Source organism: Rhodococcus sp. ARC_M12 (genome assembly GCF_022810385.1).
Classification (GTDB): domain Bacteria; phylum Actinomycetota; class Actinomycetes; order Mycobacteriales; family Mycobacteriaceae; genus Rhodococcoides; species Rhodococcoides navarretei.
Window position 1 is genome coordinate 201326 of the sequence record NZ_JALGQI010000006.1, and the last position, 17334, is coordinate 218659.

Annotated in this window: 16 protein-coding genes; 8 read left to right on the top strand and 8 right to left on the bottom strand. The window is 64.1% G+C overall.

The window, feature by feature from the left end; genetic code table 11:
• Positions 1-16 precede the first annotated feature (16 nt).
• The 3 genes from MTX35_RS10100 (at position 17) to MTX35_RS10110 (ending at position 3161) form a co-directional block, all read left to right on the top strand.
• On the top strand, positions 17-1075 hold the full coding sequence (locus MTX35_RS10100) for an ABC transporter permease (protein ID WP_243594827.1): 1059 nt from the start codon (positions 17-19) through the stop codon (positions 1073-1075).
• Positions 1076-1077: 2 nt separating this feature from the next.
• Positions 1078-1860, top strand: a complete 783-nt coding sequence (locus tag MTX35_RS10105) for an ATP-binding cassette domain-containing protein (RefSeq protein WP_243594828.1) — start codon at positions 1078-1080, stop codon at positions 1858-1860.
• Positions 1861-1955: 95 nt separating this feature from the next.
• Positions 1956-3161, top strand: coding sequence for an acyl-CoA dehydrogenase family protein (locus MTX35_RS10110; RefSeq protein ID WP_243594829.1), 1206 nt, complete (start codon positions 1956-1958; stop codon positions 3159-3161).
• 62 nt (positions 3162-3223) lie between these two features.
• Here MTX35_RS10110 and MTX35_RS10115 read toward each other — a convergent pair whose 3' ends face one another.
• From MTX35_RS10115 to sdhC, 4 genes are read right to left on the bottom strand one after another with little or no spacing between them, the layout of a single operon-like run.
• Positions 3224-4006, bottom strand: coding sequence for a succinate dehydrogenase iron-sulfur subunit (locus tag MTX35_RS10115; RefSeq protein ID WP_008718029.1), 783 nt, complete (start codon positions 4004-4006; stop codon positions 3224-3226).
• Position 4007: 1 nt separating this feature from the next.
• Entirely contained in the window at positions 4008-5759 is a 1752-nt protein-coding gene (gene sdhA / locus MTX35_RS10120) for a succinate dehydrogenase flavoprotein subunit (RefSeq protein WP_243594830.1), read from the bottom strand.
• A 16-nt stretch (positions 5760-5775) separates the two neighbouring features.
• Positions 5776-6228, bottom strand: coding sequence for a succinate dehydrogenase hydrophobic membrane anchor subunit (locus MTX35_RS10125; RefSeq protein ID WP_027496419.1), 453 nt, complete (start codon positions 6226-6228; stop codon positions 5776-5778).
• The gene (gene sdhC, locus MTX35_RS10130; protein ID WP_082073728.1) at positions 6228-6638 is read right to left on the bottom strand and encodes a succinate dehydrogenase, cytochrome b556 subunit; all 411 of its coding nucleotides are present in this window, start codon (positions 6636-6638) and stop codon (positions 6228-6230) included. The genes MTX35_RS10125 and sdhC overlap by 1 nt, the downstream gene beginning before the upstream one ends.
• A 265-nt stretch (positions 6639-6903) precedes the next feature.
• Here sdhC and MTX35_RS10135 point away from each other — a divergent pair, with 265 nt between their 5' ends.
• On the top strand, positions 6904-7317 hold the full coding sequence (locus MTX35_RS10135) for a cytidine deaminase (RefSeq protein WP_243594831.1): 414 nt from the start codon (positions 6904-6906) through the stop codon (positions 7315-7317).
• Complete coding sequence (locus MTX35_RS10140; RefSeq protein ID WP_243594832.1) at positions 7310-8593, top strand: thymidine phosphorylase; 1284 nt, start codon at positions 7310-7312, stop codon at positions 8591-8593. The genes MTX35_RS10135 and MTX35_RS10140 overlap by 8 nt, the downstream gene beginning before the upstream one ends.
• Positions 8594-8602: 9 nt before the next feature.
• Here MTX35_RS10140 and MTX35_RS10145 read toward each other — a convergent pair whose 3' ends face one another.
• Both MTX35_RS10145 and MTX35_RS10150 read right to left on the bottom strand, forming a co-directional pair.
• Positions 8603-9970: an aspartate aminotransferase family protein gene (locus MTX35_RS10145; RefSeq protein ID WP_243594833.1), complete on the bottom strand. Its 1368-nt coding sequence runs from the start codon at positions 9968-9970 to the stop codon at positions 8603-8605.
• A complete protein-coding gene (locus MTX35_RS10150; RefSeq protein ID WP_243594834.1) occupies positions 9967-10431 on the bottom strand; it encodes an Lrp/AsnC family transcriptional regulator in 465 nt (154 codons plus the stop codon). Before MTX35_RS10150 ends, MTX35_RS10145 begins: the two co-directional genes overlap by 4 nt.
• 142 nt (positions 10432-10573) lie before the next feature.
• Between MTX35_RS10150 and MTX35_RS10155 the strand changes: the two genes are divergently transcribed.
• On the top strand, positions 10574-12079 hold the full coding sequence (locus tag MTX35_RS10155) for a gamma-aminobutyraldehyde dehydrogenase (protein WP_243594835.1): 1506 nt from the start codon (positions 10574-10576) through the stop codon (positions 12077-12079).
• Positions 12076-13497 carry an FAD-binding oxidoreductase gene (locus MTX35_RS10160; protein WP_243594836.1) on the top strand — a complete coding sequence of 474 codons (1422 nt, stop codon included), beginning with the start codon at positions 12076-12078 and terminating at the stop codon, positions 13495-13497. Before MTX35_RS10155 ends, MTX35_RS10160 begins: the two co-directional genes overlap by 4 nt.
• A gap of 73 nt (positions 13498-13570) precedes the next feature.
• Here the strand turns inward: MTX35_RS10160 and MTX35_RS10165 are convergent, their stop codons facing one another.
• Both MTX35_RS10165 and MTX35_RS10170 read right to left on the bottom strand, forming a co-directional pair.
• A complete protein-coding gene (locus tag MTX35_RS10165; protein ID WP_243594837.1) occupies positions 13571-14425 on the bottom strand; it encodes a universal stress protein in 855 nt (284 codons plus the stop codon).
• A 19-nt stretch (positions 14426-14444) separates the two neighbouring features.
• The gene (locus MTX35_RS10170) at positions 14445-15947 is read right to left on the bottom strand and encodes an APC family permease (protein ID WP_243594838.1); all 1503 of its coding nucleotides are present in this window, start codon (positions 15945-15947) and stop codon (positions 14445-14447) included.
• Between the two features lie 245 nt (positions 15948-16192).
• Between MTX35_RS10170 and MTX35_RS10175 the strand changes: the two genes are divergently transcribed.
• On the top strand, positions 16193-17317 hold the full coding sequence (locus MTX35_RS10175; RefSeq protein ID WP_243594839.1) for an adenosine deaminase: 1125 nt from the start codon (positions 16193-16195) through the stop codon (positions 17315-17317).
• Positions 17318-17334: the final 17 nt, after the last annotated feature.

Sequence of the window (17334 nt, forward strand, 5' to 3'; positions counted from 1 at the left end):
GCGCGGAAGGAACATCATGTCCACACAGGCCGATCCGGCTCTGTCCGAACACACCGTGATTGCAGACGAGCGGGTCAAGAAGCAGAAACCGTTGCAGCGGTTGCTGATTCGACCGGAGGTCGGTGCCCTGTTCGGCGCGGTCGCCATCTTCGTCTTCTTCTGCATCGTGGCACCGCCGTTTCGATCGCCCGAGGCTCTGGCCACCGTGCTGTACGCATCCTCGACCATCGGCATCATGGCGATCGGTGTCTCCCTGTTGATGATCGGCGGAGAATTCGACCTCTCCACCGGGGTTGCGGTGACGTTCTCCTCGATCATGGCCTCCATGCTGGCCTACAACCTGCACCTGAACGTCTGGGCGGGCTCTGCGTTGGCGCTGCTGCTGGCACTGGCGGTCGGGTTCGTCAACGGATACCTGGTGATGACGACGAAGATTCCGTCGTTCCTGATCACGTTGGCGTCGTTCCTGATGCTCACCGGCATCAACCTCGCCGTCACCAAGCTCGTCACCGGCCAGGTCGCCACCCCGTCCATCTCGGACATGGAGGGATTCGACTCGGCGAAGGCCGTGTTCTCGTCCTCGTTCTCGCTGCTGGGGGTCTCGGTCCGCATCACCGTCGTGTGGTGGATCGTGTTCACCCTCGCCGCGACCTGGGTGCTGATGAAGACCCGAATCGGCAACTGGATCTTCGCAGTCGGCGGCAACCAGGAATCGGCGCGAGCCGTCGGTGTCCCGGTCACCCGGGTCAAGATCGGCTTGTTCATGTTCGTCGGCTTCTGCGCCTGGTTCGTCGGCATGCACCTGCTGTTCGCGTTCGACACCGTCCAGTCCGGCCAAGGCGTGGGCAACGAATTCCTCTACATCATCGCTGCCGTCATCGGTGGATGCCTGCTCACCGGTGGATACGGCACGGCTGTCGGTGCTTTCATCGGAGCGTTCATCTTCGGCATGACCAACCAGGGCATCGTTTATGCGGGCTGGAACCCGGACTGGTTCAAGTTCTTCCTCGGCGCGATGCTGCTGTTCGCAGTGATCGCGAACAGCTCCTTCCGTAACTACGCGGCGAAAAGGTGACCATGACGTCCTCCGCGAACACGCCCCTCATCGAGCTGAAAGGCGTGGGTAAGAGCTACGGCAACATCATTGCGCTGCACGGGATCGACCTCCGCGTCGGTGCCGGTGAGGTCACCTGCGTTCTCGGTGACAACGGCGCAGGCAAGTCCACTCTGATCAAGATCATGTCCGGTCTGCATCGGCCGTCGGAGGGTGAACTGCTCGTCGATGGCAACCCGACAACGTTCGGTTCGCCCAAGCAGGCGGTGGAACAGGGCATCTCCACGGTCTACCAGGATCTCGCGGTCGTCTCCCTGATGCCGGTGTGGCGCAACTTCTTTCTCGGCCAGGAGCTGCGCAAGGGCAGAGTTTTCAAGACCCTCGACACCCATGCCATGCGCGCGAGAACCATCGACGAACTCCGCAAGATGGGTATCGATCTGCCGGACGTCGATGCCCCCATCGGCTCGTTGTCCGGTGGTCAACGTCAGTGCGTGGCCATCGCTCGGGCCATCTTCTTCGGTGCCCGAGTGCTCATTCTCGACGAGCCGACCGCCGCTCTCGGCGTCAAGCAGTCCGGCATGGTTCTCCGGTACATCTCGGCGGCCAGGGAGAAGGGCTTCGGCGTCGTGTTCATCACCCACAATCCTCACCACGCGTACCTGGTCGGAGATCACTTCGTCCTGCTCGATCGTGGACGTCAGACGTTGGACTGTGCGCACCACGACATCTCGCTCGACGACCTCACCAAGGAAATGGCAGGCGGCGACGAACTGGCGACCCTCTCCGACGAACTGCGCCGCTGACCTGCCAGGGCCCCGGTCCATGCGTGAGAATCGGGCGCGGCGGGTAGAAGATCGGTAGCGGTGCCCGACGGAGGCACCAGACGAAGGAGCCGAACATGAGCGAGCACGAGCCCCTCGGACCACTGTCGCCGGACTTTCTCGAATCCGATTTCTACGGGTATCAGAGCATGCTCGACGATGCCGAGACCGAGGCGGTCCTGCGCACCCGTCGGTTCCTGCAGGACGAGGTCGCGCCGCGGGCGAACGAATTCTGGGAGAAGGCCGCGTCCCCGGTGCACCTGCTGCCCAAGATCGCTGAGCTCGAAATCGCCGGTCTCGGCTACGCATTCTCGGACCGTAAGGCCTCCCGCAAGCTGCTCACCGGCTGGCTCGAGATGGAGTTCGCCCGGGTCGATCCGTCCACGGGAACGATGTTCAGCGTGCACAGTTCGTTGGCGATGAGCAGTATTTCGATACTCGGTTCCGAGGAGCAGCGCGAGCGGTGGTTGCCCGCCATGCGCCGAATGGAGACGATCGGCGCGTTCGGACTGTCCGAACCACACGGTGGCTCCGACGTCGCAGGCGGACTCGAGACCACCGCTCGACTCGACGGAGATCACTGGATCCTCAACGGCAGCAAGCGCTGGATCGGCAACGCCACCTTCGCTGACCTGACCATCGTCTTCGCCAAGGACGAGGCCGACGGCGAGGTCAAGGGCTTCGTCGTCGAGCAGGGTTTCGAGGGATTCCGGGCCGAGAAGATCGAGGGCAAGTACTCGCTCCGCGCGGTCGAGAACGCGGACATCCATCTGGAGAACTGCCGAGTCCCGGTCGCCAACAAGCTTGCCGAGGCCAATTCGTTCGCCGACACCGCGAAGGTGCTCCGCTTGACCCGCGGAGGAGTGGCCTTCCAGGCCGTCGGCGTGATGATGGGCGCGTACGAACGAGCCGTGGCGTATGCGTGCGAACGCGAACAATTCGGATCTCCGATCGCGTCGTTCCAGCTGATCTCCGATCTGATCGCACGCATGACGGCGAACATCACCGCCTCGCTCGGCATGGCGATTCGTGTCGCTCAGTTGCAGGACAACGGCGTCCACTACGACGAACACGCGGCGCTGGCCAAGACGTTCTGCACGACGCGACTGCGCGAGGTCGTCGGCTGGGCGCGAGAGATACTGGGCGGCAACGGAATTCTCATCGAACACGACGTCATCCGATTCTTCGCCGATGCCGAGGCCCTGTACTCCTACGAGGGCACCGCGCAGATCAACAACCTGATCGTCGGTCGCGGAGTGACGGGCTTCGGCGCGTTCGTGTGACGGACAGACGAAAGCGCCCCTTCGCGTGTGCGAAGGGGCGCTCTCGCCGTCGGATTCGGTGACTAGCGGGCGAAGAGCAACGCGCGCTTGACTTCCTGAATCGCCTTGGTGACCTGGATGCCACGAGGGCATGCGTCGGTGCAGTTGAAGGTGGTGCGGCAACGCCACACGCCCTCGACATCGTTGAGGATGTCCAGACGCTCGGTTGCACCCTCGTCACGGCTGTCGAAGATGAACCGGTGTGCGTTGACGATGGCGGCCGGACCGAAGTAACTGCCGTCGCTCCAGAACACGGGGCACGAGGTGGTGCAGCACGCGCACAGGATGCACTTGGTGGTGTCGTCGAACCGGGCGCGGTCCGCTGCGGACTGGATCCGCTCGCGGGTCGGCTCGTTACCCGTCGTCATCAGGAACGGCTTCACGGCGCGGAACGCGTCGAAGAAGGGCTCCATGTCGACGATGAGGTCCTTCTCCACCGGCAGACCCTTGATGGGCTCGATGGTGATGTTCAGCGTCTTCGACGAGTCCTTGGGGAGCATGTCGCGCATCAGCACCTTGCAGGCGAGACGGTTGACACCGTTGATACGCATCGCGTCACTCCCGCAGACACCGTGTGCGCACGAGCGACGGAACGTGAGCGTTCCGTCCAGGTAGCCCTTCACGTACAGCAGGAGGTTGAGCAGACGGTCCGTGGCCAGAGTGGGGACCTGGAAGGTGTCCCAGCGCTGACCGTCTCCGCTCTCGGGATTGAAGCGCGCGATCTTGAGATTGACCATCACCGCGCCCTCGGGGACGGGCGGGAGATCGGACTCGTTGGACTTCTTGTCCAGTGTGGGTGCGCTCATGTCAGTACTTCCGCTCCATCGGCTCGTAGCGGGTTTGGATTACCGGCTTGTAATCCAAGCGGATATCGGTGAGCAGACCTTCGCCCTCTTTGTAGGCCATGGTGTGCTTCATGTACTCGGCGTCGTTGCGCTCGGGGTAGTCCTCGCGAGCGTGTCCGCCGCGCGATTCCTTCCGGTTGAGTGCGCCGACGACCGTGACCTCCGCCATTTCGAGCAGGAAGCCGAGTTCGATGGCCTCGAGCAGGTCGCTGTTGTAGCGCTTGCCCTTGTCCTCGACAGTGATCTTGTTGTACCGCTCCTTGAGGGCGCGGACATCCTTGAGCGCCGTCTCGAGACGCTCCTCCGTACGGAACACCGATGCGTTGTTGTCCATCGACTGCTGCATCTCGGTACGGATGTCGGCTGCGCGCTCGTGACCGTGGTCGGACAGGATCAACTCCAGCCAGTCCTGCACCATCTTCGCCGGCTCCTCGGGGAGCGGGGTGAAGTCGACCGAGTTCGCGTACTCGGCCGCCGCGATGCCGGCACGACGTCCGAAGACGTTGATGTCGAGCAGCGAGTTGGTGCCGAGACGGTTGGCACCGTGGACGGACACGCAGGCACATTCACCGGCTGCATAGAGGCCGGGAACGATGTCGTCGTTGTTGCGCAGTACCTCGCCGCGGATCTTGGTGGGGATACCGCCCATGACGTAGTGACACGTCGGGTAGACGGGTACCGGCTCCTTGACGGGGTCGACGCCGAGGTAGGTGCGCGAGAACTCCATGATGTCCGGGAGCTTCTCGTCCAGAACTTCCTCGGGAATGTGCGTGACGTCGATGTAGACGTAGTCCTTGTTCGGGCCGCCGCCGCGTCCTTCGAGTACCTCGAGCACCATCGAGCGCGCGACGATGTCGCGGGGCGCGAGGTCCTTGATGGTCGGTGCGTAGCGCTCCATGAAGCGTTCGCCCGACTCGTTTCGCAGGATGCCGCCCTCGCCTCGCACGGCCTCGGAGATGAGGATGCCCAGGCCGGCGAGACCTGTCGGGTGGAACTGGTGGAATTCCATGTCCTCCAAGGGGAGACCCTTGCGGAACACGATGCTCATGCCGTCACCGGTGAGAGTGTGGGCGTTGGAGGTGGTCTTGTAGATTCGGCCCGATCCTCCGGTGGCGAAGATGATCGACTTCGCGTGGAAGATGTGCAGCTCACCCGTGGAGAGCTCGTAGGCGATGATGCCGGTCGCGACGGGACCGTCGTCGGTCTCGGTCAGACACAGATCCAGTGCGTAGAACTCGTTGTAGAACTCGACGTCGTGCTTGACGCAGTTCTGGTAGAGCGTCTGCAGGATCATGTGGCCGGTGCGGTCGGCTGCATAGCACGCACGACGCACCGGAGCTTTGCCGTGATCACGAGTGTGGCCACCGAATCGCCGCTGGTCGATCTTGCCTTCGGGGGTCCGGTTGAACGGAAGACCCATCTTCTCCAGATCGAGAACTGCGTCGATGGCTTCCTTGGCCATGATCTCCACCGCGTCCTGGTCGGCGAGGTAGTCGCCGCCCTTGACGGTGTCGAACGTGTGCCACTCCCAGTTGTCTTCCTCGACGTTGGCCAGGGCGGCGCACATGCCGCCCTGAGCAGCGCCGGTGTGCGAGCGCGTGGGGTAGAGCTTGGTCAGTACGGCTGTGCGAGCGCGGGGTCCGGCCTCGATCGCAGCACGCATACCGGCACCGCCTGCGCCGACGATCAGTACGTCGTAACGATGTTCCTGCATGTAAGCGTCAGTGTCCTTAGCTCGCCGAGATGTTGGGATCGAACGTGAAGATGACGTAGGTGCCGACACCCATGATCAGGATCATCGACAGCACCAGCAGCGTGGTCAGCCAGAATCGCGTCGAGTCCTTGCGGGAGTAGTCCGCGATGATCGTCCGGAGGCCGTTACCACCGTGCAGCTGAGCCAGCCACAACATCGTCAGATCCCAGAACTGCCAGAACGGGCTGGCCCAGCGACCGGCGACGAACGCGAAGTTGATGCGGTGCACACCGTCGTCGAGCATCAGCATGATGAACATGTGTCCCAGGACGAGCACGACGAGTGCCAGGCCTGAGAATCGCATGAACAGCCACGCGTAGAGCTCGAAGTTGCCCTTGCTCTGGCGTCGCGGCGAACGCGGGTTCGCCAGGCTGGCCGGACGGTCGTAGTTCGTGCCGAGGACCTTCGCCTCGGGACCCTGCGTCGACATCAGTGACCACCCGCCGTGAACATGTTGTAGAAGATTCGTCCCGCGCCGGGGATCATGACGACGAGCCAGACGACTGCGATCGCCCACAGCATCGGCTTCTGGTACTGCGGTCCCTTGGACCAGAAATCGATCAGCATCACCCGGATGCCGTTCAACGCGTGGTACAGCACTGCTGCGACGAGACCGATTTCCATCAGACCGACGAGCGGAGTCTTGTAGGTTTCGATGATGGCGTCGTACGTCTCGGGGTTGACCCGAACCATCGCCGTGTCGAGGACGTGGACGAACAAGAAGAAGAACGTCAACACGCCAGTGATGCGGTGCAGAACCCAGGACCACATGCCCGGATCCCCGCGGTACAGAGACCGCTTGCGCTCCTTGACCGGAGCGACTTCCGTCGTGCTACTCATCGAGTGCAATGCCTCCAACGTCGTTGGTGGACGCATCGAGCCCCGGTAGCCGGTCTTGCCTGGCTCGATTTGTCGCGATTCGGCCCTAGTGCTGGTTGTACTAGCCGCTTACTCGAAACTGTAAACCCATTCGAAACACGGAACTAATTCGACTCGAGGTTCGTACGGTGCCGAAATGCGGTGTTAGGTTTGCCTTCCCAATTGATGGACGTTGTTTCGGTCGGATCTCTGCATCAATTCAGACGCCGTGCTTGGATGGGTAACCATGAACGAAATCGACTGGAATACGTTGCGCGACAATGCTCATGAGGCAATGGGCCGTGCGTACGCCCCGTACTCGAACTTTCCGGTCGGCGCAGCAGCTCTGGTGGACGACGATCGGATTGTGACCGGGTGCAATGTGGAAAATGTCTCATACGGTTTGGGGCTCTGTGCGGAGTGCGGGTTGGTCTCGAACTTGCACTCGACCGGCGGCGGCAGACTCGTGGCCTTTTCCTGTTGCGATTCCCGGCGTGAAATCCTGATGCCGTGCGGGCGATGCCGACAGCTGCTGTACGAGTTCGGCGGCCCGGATCTGCTCGTCGATACCGCCTCGGGACCGGCTCGCCTGGCAGAGTTGCTCCCGAACGCATTCGGCCCCGACAACCTCGACGAAGGACGCGTGAACAACCATGCCTGACGCCGTATCCATCATCAGCGCCAAGCGCGACGGTCGCGTTCTGGACGACGAGCAGATCGAGTGGGTGATCGCGGAGTTCACGCGCGGAACCGTCGCGCCCGAACAGATGTCGGCACTCGCGATGGCAATTCTGTTGCGCGGATTGTCTCGCCGGGAACTGAGCACGTGGACCCGCGCGATGATCGCCTCCGGTACCCGCATGGACTTCTCCGCGCTACCGCTGCCCACTGTCGACAAGCATTCGACCGGTGGTGTGGGAGACAAGATCACGTTGCCGCTGGCTCCACTCGTGGCTGCCTGTGGGGCCGCGGTACCGCAGCTGTCGGGTCGAGGGCTCGGGCACACCGGGGGGACACTCGACAAGCTCGAGTCCATCCCCGGGTGGCGAGCAGATCTCAGCGGTGAGGAGATGCATCGCATCCTGGCCGATCCGGCGATCGGTGCAGTCGTGTGCGCCGCCGGTGCCGATCTGGCTCCGGCCGACAAGAAGCTCTACGCGCTGCGAGACGTGACCGGCACCGTCGAATCGATTCCGCTGATCGCCAGCTCGATCATGAGCAAGAAGATCGCCGAGGGCACCGGTGCGCTGGTGTTGGACGTCAAGGTGGGCGGTGGCGCGTTCATGAAGAACGTCGACGATGCGCGCGAACTCGCGACCGCGATGGTCGAGCTCGGAACCGATGCGGGCGTACGGACTCTGGCGGTGTTGACGGCGATGGACACCCCACTCGGGCTCACCGCGGGCAACGCGCTCGAGGTGGAGGAATCGGTCGAGGTACTCGCGGGAGGTGGTCCGTCCGACATCGTGGAGCTGACGATCACGCTGGCGCGCACAATGCTTGCCGCGGCCGGCATCGAGGGCATCGACCCGGCCGACAAGCTCGCCGACGGGTCCGCCATGGATCGGTGGCGAACGATGATCGCCGCGCAGGGCGGCGATCCCGATGCCGCGCTCCCCGTCGCCCGGGAGAGCCAGGACTTCACCGCCACGGCCGACGGCGTCGTCACCGGGTTGGACGCGATGGGCGTCGGCCTGGCGGCGTGGCGTCTCGGGGCAGGTCGCGAACGACAGGGTGAGCCGGTGCAGAGTGCAGCCGGTGTGCGTCTGCACGCCAAGCCCGGCGATCGGGTGCGTGCAGGAGATCGGCTCGCAACCCTGTACACCGACACCCCCGAGCGCTTCGAATACGCGCAGCAGGCACTCGAATCCAGCTGGGAGATAGGGGCCACGGCGGTCGAGCCGAGCCCTCTCGTCATCGACCGCATCGGGCAGTAACGCCGTCGGTCAGATCAGGTTCCCCGCCTCGGTCAGAACGCTGCGCAGAATCTGTTCCATCTCGTCGAACTCCTTCTGACCGCAGATGAGCGGCGGAGCCAGCTGTACCACCGGATCGCCGCGATCGTCGGCGCGGCAGTACAGCCCTGCGTCGAACAGAGCGGTGGACAGGAACCCGCGCAGGATGCGTTCGGCTTCGGCGTCGCTGAACGTCTCCTTCGTGGTCTTGTCCTTGACCAACTCGATGCCGTAGAAGAATCCCTCGCCGCGGACGTCTCCGACGATCGGCAGGTCGTGCAGTTTCTCGAGCGTCGCGCGGAACGCCGGTGCGTTGTCTGCGACGTGCGCGTTGATGCCTTCGCGCTCGAAGATGTCGAGATTGGCCATGGCCACGGCGGCGGAGACGGGGTGGCCGCCGAAGGTGTAGCCGTGCGCGAAGCTCGACGTGCCGTCGTCGAACGGCTCGAAGAGCTTGTCGGAGGCGATCATTGCGCCGATGGGGGAATAGCCCGAGGTCATTCCCTTCGCGCAGGTGATGATGTCGGGTACGTAGCCGAAGTCGCTGCAGGCGAACATCGACCCGATCCGGCCGAAAGCGCAGATGACTTCGTCGGAGACGAGCAGAACGTCGTAGCGGTCGCAGATCTCGCGGACCCGCTCGAAGTATCCGGGCGGGGGAGGGAAGCAGCCGCCGGCATTCTGAACCGGCTCGAGGAACAGCGCGGCAACCGTGTCGGGGCCCTCGAATTCGATGGCCTCGGCTATCCGGTCCGCAGCCCAGATTCCGAACGCCTTCGGATCGGTGTCCAGGGGAGCGGGGGCGCGGTAGATGTTGGTGTTCGGCACTCGGAACGCGCCCGGTGTCAGCGGCTCGAAGGGTTCCTTGAGCGCGGGGATTCCGGTGATGGCCAGCGCGCCCTGCGGGGTGCCGTGGTAAGCGATCGCTCGCGAGATCACCTTGTGCTTACCGGGTTTGCCGACCTTCTTGAAGTACTGCTTGGCGAGCTTCCATGCGCTCTCGACGGCCTCGCCCCCGCCGGTGGTGAAGAAGACGCGATTGAGATCGCCGGGGGCGTACCCGGCGAGCCTCTCCGCGAGCTCGATCGCGGGTTCGGTGACGTACGACCACAGCGGGAAGAACGCCAATTCCTTGGCCTGCTTCGCGGCAGCCTCGGCCAGTTCCTCGCGGCCGTGCCCCACCTGCACCACGAACAGCCCCGAGAGACCGTCGATGTAGCTCTTGCCTTTCGAGTCCCAGATGGTCGAACCCTCACCGCGGGTGATGATCGGGGGGGTGACCCCTGCGCCGTGGCGGGTGAAGTGGCCCCACAGATGCCTGGCTGCGGAAGCGTCGAGCTCGGATGTCGTTCGCGTCATCGTGTACCCCAATTGTATTGCTGCTTGACGAGTTTGAGATAGACCAGCGTTTCGGTGCTGGTGACACCGGCCAGGCTGCGGATCTGCTTGTTCAGGATCTGCAGGAGTTGTTCGTCGTCCTCGCACACCACTTCCACGACGACGTCGAACGACCCTGCGGTCAGCACGACGTAGTCGATCGCATCGATCGCCGACAGTTCCTCGGACAGCGCATGACTGTCCCCGGTGCACTTGATGCCGATCATGGCCTGCCGCTTGAATCCGACCTGCACCGGATCGGTGACCGCCACTATCTGCATGACCCCGGAGTCCGTCAGACGCTGAACTCGTTGACGGACAGCCGCTTCCGAGAGTCCGACGGCCTTGCCGATGGCGGCGTACGAGCGACGCCCGTCCTCCTGGAGTTGCTCGATGATCGCCTTGGAGACGTCGTCGAGTGCGATGGGCGGTTGCTCGGGCATGGGTCGATCTTGTCACTGTCGCGGCCGTGAACACAACCCGTCGACGATGAAAAGCGTGTCGATTCTCGATCTGAACGACAGAATCGGTTGTCGAAAGGTTGAAAACAGAGAGAATCCGTGGAACCGACGGTACTCTGCAGTAATGGCGAACATTCCTGGTTGTTGGATCGGTGGACGCTCGGTCGACGGTAGCGGTGATCGGTACGAGATCGACGATCCCGCGACCGGAGCCGTCGTCGCCGACGTCGGCCTGGCCACCGCCGAAGACGTCGATTCTGCTCTCGCACATGCCCGATCGGCACTTCCCGCATGGTCCACTGCCACTCCCGCGCACCGCAGCACCGTGTTGATGGAGCTGGCGAGACTGGTTGCGGCCGATGTGGACGGTTTCGTGTCCGAGGAAGTGGCGCAGACCGGCAAATCGACAAGACTGGCAACGGAATTCGACGTTCCGGGCAGCATCGACAATATCGAGTTCTTCGCCGGAGCGGCGCGGCACCTGGACGGCAAGGCCGCGGCCGAGTATTCGGGTGAGCACACCTCGGTCATCCGGCGCGACGCCGTCGGAGTGGTCGGGTCGATCACGCCGTGGAACTATCCGTTACAGATGGCGGTGTGGAAAGCGATGCCGGCGTTGGCAGCCGGGTGTTCCATCGTGCTCAAGCCCAGTGAACTCACGCCGCTGACCACCTTGCGGTTGGCGCGTTTGGCCACCGAGGCAGGTGTGCCCGACGGGGTGTTCAACGTCGTCACCGGAACCGGTGTCGACGCCGGAGTCGCGCTGTCCTCCCATGGGGGCGTGGACCTGATGACGTTCACCGGGTCCACTCCCGTCGGCAGGCGCGTGATGGCACAGGCGGCCGCGCACGGCACGCGGGTGCAGCTCGAGCTCGGCGGCAAGGCGCCGCTGGTGGTGTTCGAAGACGCCGATCTCGATGCAGCCATCCACGGAGCCGTCGCGGGATCGTTGATCAACGGCGGCCAGGACTGCACGGCGGCCACCCGCGCCATCGTCGCAGAATCCCTCTACGACGACTTCGTTGCCGGAGTCGCCGAGCTGATGGGACGGGTCGTGATGGGAGACCCGACCGATCCGGCAACCGACATGGGCTCGTTGATTTCCGTCGCGCATCGAGATCGGGTGGCGGCGATTGTGGATCGGGCCCGGGACGCGGGGGCGAGAGTGGTGACCGGAGGCCGCGTTCCTGAGGGCCGGGGTGCGTTCTATCCGCCCACCCTGATCGCCGATGTCGGTGAGCAGGACGAGATCTATCGCGACGAGGTGTTCGGTCCGGTGCTCACGGTCTCGAAGCATCACGGGGACGACGATGCGATCCGACGCGCCAACGACACCGAGTTCGGACTCGCCGCCTCCGCCTGGACCAAGGACGTCTACCGCGCAGGCCGAGCGGCTCGGGAGATTGCCGCCGGCTGCGTCTGGGTCAACGACCACATCCCGATCATCAGCGAGATGCCGCACGGCGGATTCGGGGCCTCGGGGTTCGGGAAGGACATGTCGAGCTATTCGCTCGACGAGTACCTCACCGTCAAGCACGTCATGACCGACATCACCGGTGTGGCCCGAAAGTCTTGGCACCGAACGGTATTCGCGTCGGCCGATGCTGCAACTCAGGGAGATGTCCGATGAACGCACCATGGGCAACCACACCCACCGATCGCGGTGTGGCGATGGTGGCGGGCGCGGCACCGGAGTCCTACTGGCTCGACCGTCCCGAACGCCCGGCTCCGCGCAGTCGGCACACCGGCTCTGCGACAGCGGATCTGGTGATCGTCGGCGGCGGGTTCACCGGCCTGTGGGCGGCGGTGCATGCGGCAGAGGAGAATCCGAACCGATCGATCGTGCTGCTCGAAGGCGACCGCATCGCGGAGGGGGCAACCGGACGCAACGGGGGCTTCTGCGCGGCCAGCCTGACGCACGGATTGAGCAACGGGCTCGACCGCTACGCCGACGAACTGCCCGAGTTGCTGCGCATGGGCACCGAAACGCTCGACGCCATCTGCGCGACTGCGGACCGCTACGGAATCGACGCCGACATCGAGCGCACCGGCGAACTCGACATCGCCAATTTCGACTGGCAGGTGGACGACCTGAGGGAAATCGGCAACGAGGGGAGGCGACTGTCGCAGCCGATGGAATATCTCGACGCCCATGCGGTGGCGTCCAGAGTCACCTCGCCGATGGCGCGGGGCGCATTGTTCGACCCCGACGTCGCCATGATCGACCCCGCCAAACTGGCCTGGGGCCTGGCCGATGCGGCGGAGTCGCTCGGCGTTCGCATCCACGAGAACACCCGAGCGCTGTCGATCGACAGATCCGGCAACGGTATTCGAGTGAAGACGGGCTACGGCACCATCGATGCCGCCAAGGTTCTGCTGGCCACGTCGGCATCGAAATCGTTGCGCCGCAAACTTCGTCACTGGATCGTCCCGGTATGGGATTACGTGATCATGACAGAACCGCTGACGTCGGCGCAGCTCGCCGACATCGGCTGGTCGGGCCGCGAAGGATTGGCCGACTCCGGCAACAGATTCCACTACTTCCGGTTGACGGCGGACAACCGCATCCTGTTCGGCGGGTGGGACGCGCATTACTTCTACGGTAGCGACACCGACCCACGCCGAACCCAACATCCCGAAGAGTTCGCGCTGATCGCCGAGCACCTGCTGCAGATGTTCCCCGGGCTCGAGGGAATCCGTGCCACCCACGCCTGGGGCGGATCGATCGACACGTGCTCGCGGTTCAGTGCCTTCTGGGATCTCGGAATGAACGGGCGGGTGGCATCGGTGGCCGGGTTCACCGGCCTCGGCGTCGGCGCATCGCATTTCGGGGCCCGCACCGCCCTCGATCTCCTCGACGGCAAGGACACCGAACGAACACGCCTGAAGATGGTGCGCACCAAGCCGTTGCCGTTCCCACCCGAGCCCCTCAAATCGATCGGCATCAACATCACCCGTGCGGCATTCGCCCGAGCCGACCGGAACGAGGGACGGCGGGGACTGTGGCTGAAGGGCATGGATGCGCTGGGTCTGGGCTTCGACAGTTAGAGCGGCTTCGCCGCACGTGCACGGAAATTCGTTCTCTACTACGAACTATCGCTCACATGCGGCGAAGCCGCTCTTACTCGTGCGGGACCACGACCACCGGCACCGGGGCAGCACGCAGAATCTTGGCCGCACTCGAACCGAGGAACACCCGCTTGGGAGTTGCCAAACGACTCGACCCGAGAAACAACACATCTCCCGGCTTCCAGTCGAGGTTGCCCATCGCCTCGTCCAACGAGGACCCGTCGGCGACGATCGACTCCAGGCCGTCGATGTCGGGGAGAGTACGTGCTGCGAGCTCGAGGTTCTCTTGCGCGGCAGCGACCTGTCGGCGACGCGTATCCAGCGAGGTCTCGTCACTGGGGGCCCCGGTCGATTCGAGCGAGACCAGCGACACCAGTCGAACCGGTACGTGCGCCGCGCTGGCGATTGTGATCGCGAACGGTAACGGATTGGGGGAGGAGGCCCGAGTGGGCACGGCAACGGTCAGATCGGTGATCGGCGCGTCCGAGAGCCGGTAGCCCCGAGGGGCAAGTGCCAGCGGCACTTCCGAGGCATGCAGCAGCTGACCGGCGACCGAACCGATCGAGTGCCGGTTCAGCAGGCCGTCTCCGGCACCGCCGACGACGATGAGGTCGGCATCGGTGTGTACGGCGAAGTCGATGAGGGCGCGGGCGAACGACTCGTGCGAGAGCACGTGCGTGGTCGCCTCGATGCCCGACGGCACCTGGGCGGCTGCGTCGTCCACCCAGCCCTTCGCCCTGGCCTCGAGGATTTTTCGGTACGGTCCGCTGCCTTCCATGACAGGGTCGTCGACAGCCATGACCAGAACGATGTCGATGGATGCGTCGAGGGCGCGAGCGAGGGCGATGGCCAGGGCTACGCCGTCGTCGCCGCTGGGGGTGGCGAGATAGCCGACGGTGATCTTCATGAGTTTCGGTCCTTCTCTTCTAGTAAGTGTCCGGAACCTTGACTTCGGTGGACGCGGTGAGTGTCTTGCCCTGGAAGAAGTCCTTGTTCCCCACGAAGCACAGCAGCATCAGCGGAATGCCGAGTACCAGCATGCCGACACCGAGAACGAAGACTCCGCCGACGGGACCGTAGACGGTGAAACCGTAGTCGGGCTTGATCATGTCCACGGCGCTCTGGACGAACGCCCATGTCATGGACAGCCCGCCGAGAAGTGGAAAGATGCCGCGCATGAACAGGTTTCGGACGGATGAGAACAGCGTCCGGCGGAAGTACCACGTGCACGCGTATGCGGTGATGCCGTAGTAGAACGCCACCGCGAGCCCGAGCGACGCCACCGAATCCTGCAGCGCGTTGGCGCTGACGAAGGTGAGCACCAGGTAGAACATCAGGGCTGCGGCACCCATCACGAGTGTGCCGAAACCGGGCGTCATGTACTTGGGGTGCACGCTGGCGAACCGCTTGGGGAGGGCCTCGTAGACGGCCATCGACAGGGTTCCGCGCGCGGTCGGCAGGATGGTCGTCTGGGTCGAGGACAGCGCCGAGATGGATACCGTCAACAGCAGCAGCGACGCCACGATCGAGCCGGCGACCGGGCCGCCGAGGATGGTGAGCACATCGTCGACATTGTCCGGATTGTTCAGGCCGATGCCGGTATCGCCGAACCCCGCGAACGACTGCACCGCGTATCCGACGAGAACGTAGGTCGCGACGAGGATCAGCGTCGTGATCACCGCGGCGCGTCCCGGCGTCTTCTCCGAGTCCTTCGTTTCCTCGCCGACGGCCAGGCAGGCATCCCAGCCCCAATAGATGAAGATGCACAGGATGATGGCCTGCGCCGCGTCGGACATCGTGACTCCGGTCGGCACCAACCAACTCCACTGGGGCGTGATGGCCTGCGGCCCTGCGGTCCCTGCCCCCACCTTGACCAGTGCCGTCACCGACACTCCGATGAGCACTCCGAACTGCACGACCAGCAGCACGTTCTGCATACGTTCGCTGATGAGGATGCCGCGAAAACTGACATAGGTCATCGAGGCGATGAAGAACGAGCCGAGGGCGACCTTTGCGGCGGTGGACTCCGCCAATCCCGACAGCCCCAGGAACTCGAACAGGTAGATGGCGGCGATCTCGGCGACGTTGGCCAGCACGATGATCGCCGAGACTGCGAGTCCCCATCCCGCCATCCAGCCGACCCAGGGTCCGAATGCCTTGGTGCCCCAGGTGAACGACGTTCCGCAGTCCGGGGTGTCGCGGCCGAGTTCGCGGTATGCGAATGCGGTGAGCAGCATCGGAACGAAGGCGATGAGGAACATCGAGGGTGCTTTGTCGCCGACGGCGAGAACGACGTAGCCGAGGGTCGCGGCGAGGCTGTAGGCCGGCGCGACCGCCGACAGGCCGATGACGATGTTGCCGACCAACCCGAGTGCGCCGGTGTTGAGTCCCTTCCCTGGAAGGGTGTTCGGCGGTTCCACAGTGGACATATGTCTCTCCGAGGTTCGAGTCGACCGAGGACGTCGGAGGGGACCCGACAAGAATCGGCCGCGTGTGTGCGATGAACACTACGATTTCCGTCGCCGATCCGCTGTGTATCGACGGAATTGTTTTCATCGGAGTAACAAAGCAACGAAATACCTCGAAGAATCGGGAGGGATCGGGGGAATCCGCGGACTCGCCGAGTGGCAATGACCGGCGCGCGTGCGCGCGGGCCGCACGCTACCGTCGTCACATGAGCACCGCGGAGAACACTCAGTCCTCGATCGGTGGCAGTGCGCCACTCGATCTCGCGTCGATCAGGACAGCTCCGAAGGCGTTGCTGCACGATCATCTCGACGGCGGGCTCCGCCCGCAGACCGTGCTGGAACTGGCCGACGAGTGCGGTTACGGCGATCTTCCCGCCACCGACGGCGCGGCACTGGGTGAGTGGTTCCGCGAGTCCGCGGACAGTGGCTCGCTCGTGCGGTACCTCGAGACGTTCGCGCACACCGTCGCCGTGATGCAGACCCCCGAAGGACTGTTCCGAGTGGCACGTGAGTGCGCCGAGGATCTGGCCGACGACGGCGTCGTGTACGCCGAGGTGCGCTTCGCGCCGGAGCAGCATCTCGAACGCGGCCTGACCCTCGACGAAGTGGTCACCCACACGCTCGCCGGATTCGAGGCCGGGATCTCCGCGGCCAAGGTTCGCGGCAAGAACATCACGATCGGCACCCTGCTCACCGCGATGCGGCACGCGGCGCGTTCGCGGGAGATCGCCGAACTGACGGTCCGATTCCGTGGCCGCGGCGTCGTGGGCTTCGACATTGCCGGTGCCGAAGCGGGATTCCCTCCCAGCCGCCACCTCGACGCCTTCGAATACATGCGAGCGAGCAACGCACACTTCACCATTCACGCAGGAGAGGCGTTCGGTCTGCCGTCGATCCAGGAAGCAGTGGCGTTCTGCGGCACCGACAGGCTCGGTCACGGGGTTCGGATCACCGACGACATCACCACCGACGACGCCGGTACACACGAACTCGGTCTGCTCGCCGCCTACGTCCGCGACACGAGGATGCCTCTGGAGTTGTGCCCGAGCTCCAACGTCCAGACCGGCGCCGCCGAATCGCTGGCCACGCACCCGTTCGATCTGCTTGCCCGACTACGATTCCGAGTCACCGTCAACACCGACAACCGGTTGATGAGCGACACCTCGATGAGTCGCGAGATGGCCAAGCTCGTCGAGACGTTCGGCTACGGCTGGAGCGATCTCGAGCGATTCACCATCAACGCGATGAAGTCGGCGTTCCTGCCGTTCGACGAGCGACTGGCGCTCATCGACGACGTCATCAAGCCGGGTTACGCAGTATTGATCGGCTGACCGCCCGACCCGACCGG

What these genes read in the sequence shown, in the direction of transcription:
- MTX35_RS10100 (WP_243594827.1), top strand. Translation starts at nt 17, where the DNA reads ATGTCCACACAGGCCGATCCGGCTCTGTCCGAACACACCGTGATTGCA.
- MTX35_RS10105 (WP_243594828.1), top strand. Translation starts at nt 1,078, where the DNA reads ATGACGTCCTCCGCGAACACGCCCCTCATCGAGCTGAAAGGCGTGGGT.
- MTX35_RS10110 (WP_243594829.1), top strand. Translation starts at nt 1,956, where the DNA reads ATGAGCGAGCACGAGCCCCTCGGACCACTGTCGCCGGACTTTCTCGAA.
- MTX35_RS10115 (WP_008718029.1), bottom strand. Translation starts at nt 4,006, where the DNA reads ATGAGCGCACCCACACTGGACAAGAAGTCCAACGAGTCCGATCTCCCG.
- sdhA (WP_243594830.1), bottom strand. Translation starts at nt 5,759, where the DNA reads ATGCAGGAACATCGTTACGACGTACTGATCGTCGGCGCAGGCGGTGCC.
- MTX35_RS10125 (WP_027496419.1), bottom strand. Translation starts at nt 6,228, where the DNA reads ATGTCGACGCAGGGTCCCGAGGCGAAGGTCCTCGGCACGAACTACGAC.
- sdhC (WP_082073728.1), bottom strand. Translation starts at nt 6,638, where the DNA reads ATGAGTAGCACGACGGAAGTCGCTCCGGTCAAGGAGCGCAAGCGGTCT.
- MTX35_RS10135 (WP_243594831.1), top strand. Translation starts at nt 6,904, where the DNA reads ATGAACGAAATCGACTGGAATACGTTGCGCGACAATGCTCATGAGGCA.
- MTX35_RS10140 (WP_243594832.1), top strand. Translation starts at nt 7,310, where the DNA reads ATGCCTGACGCCGTATCCATCATCAGCGCCAAGCGCGACGGTCGCGTT.
- MTX35_RS10145 (WP_243594833.1), bottom strand. Translation starts at nt 9,970, where the DNA reads ATGACGCGAACGACATCCGAGCTCGACGCTTCCGCAGCCAGGCATCTG.
- MTX35_RS10150 (WP_243594834.1), bottom strand. Translation starts at nt 10,431, where the DNA reads ATGCCCGAGCAACCGCCCATCGCACTCGACGACGTCTCCAAGGCGATC.
- MTX35_RS10155 (WP_243594835.1), top strand. Translation starts at nt 10,574, where the DNA reads ATGGCGAACATTCCTGGTTGTTGGATCGGTGGACGCTCGGTCGACGGT.
- MTX35_RS10160 (WP_243594836.1), top strand. Translation starts at nt 12,076, where the DNA reads ATGAACGCACCATGGGCAACCACACCCACCGATCGCGGTGTGGCGATG.
- MTX35_RS10165 (WP_243594837.1), bottom strand. Translation starts at nt 14,425, where the DNA reads ATGAAGATCACCGTCGGCTATCTCGCCACCCCCAGCGGCGACGACGGC.
- MTX35_RS10170 (WP_243594838.1), bottom strand. Translation starts at nt 15,947, where the DNA reads ATGTCCACTGTGGAACCGCCGAACACCCTTCCAGGGAAGGGACTCAAC.
- MTX35_RS10175 (WP_243594839.1), top strand. Translation starts at nt 16,193, where the DNA reads ATGAGCACCGCGGAGAACACTCAGTCCTCGATCGGTGGCAGTGCGCCA.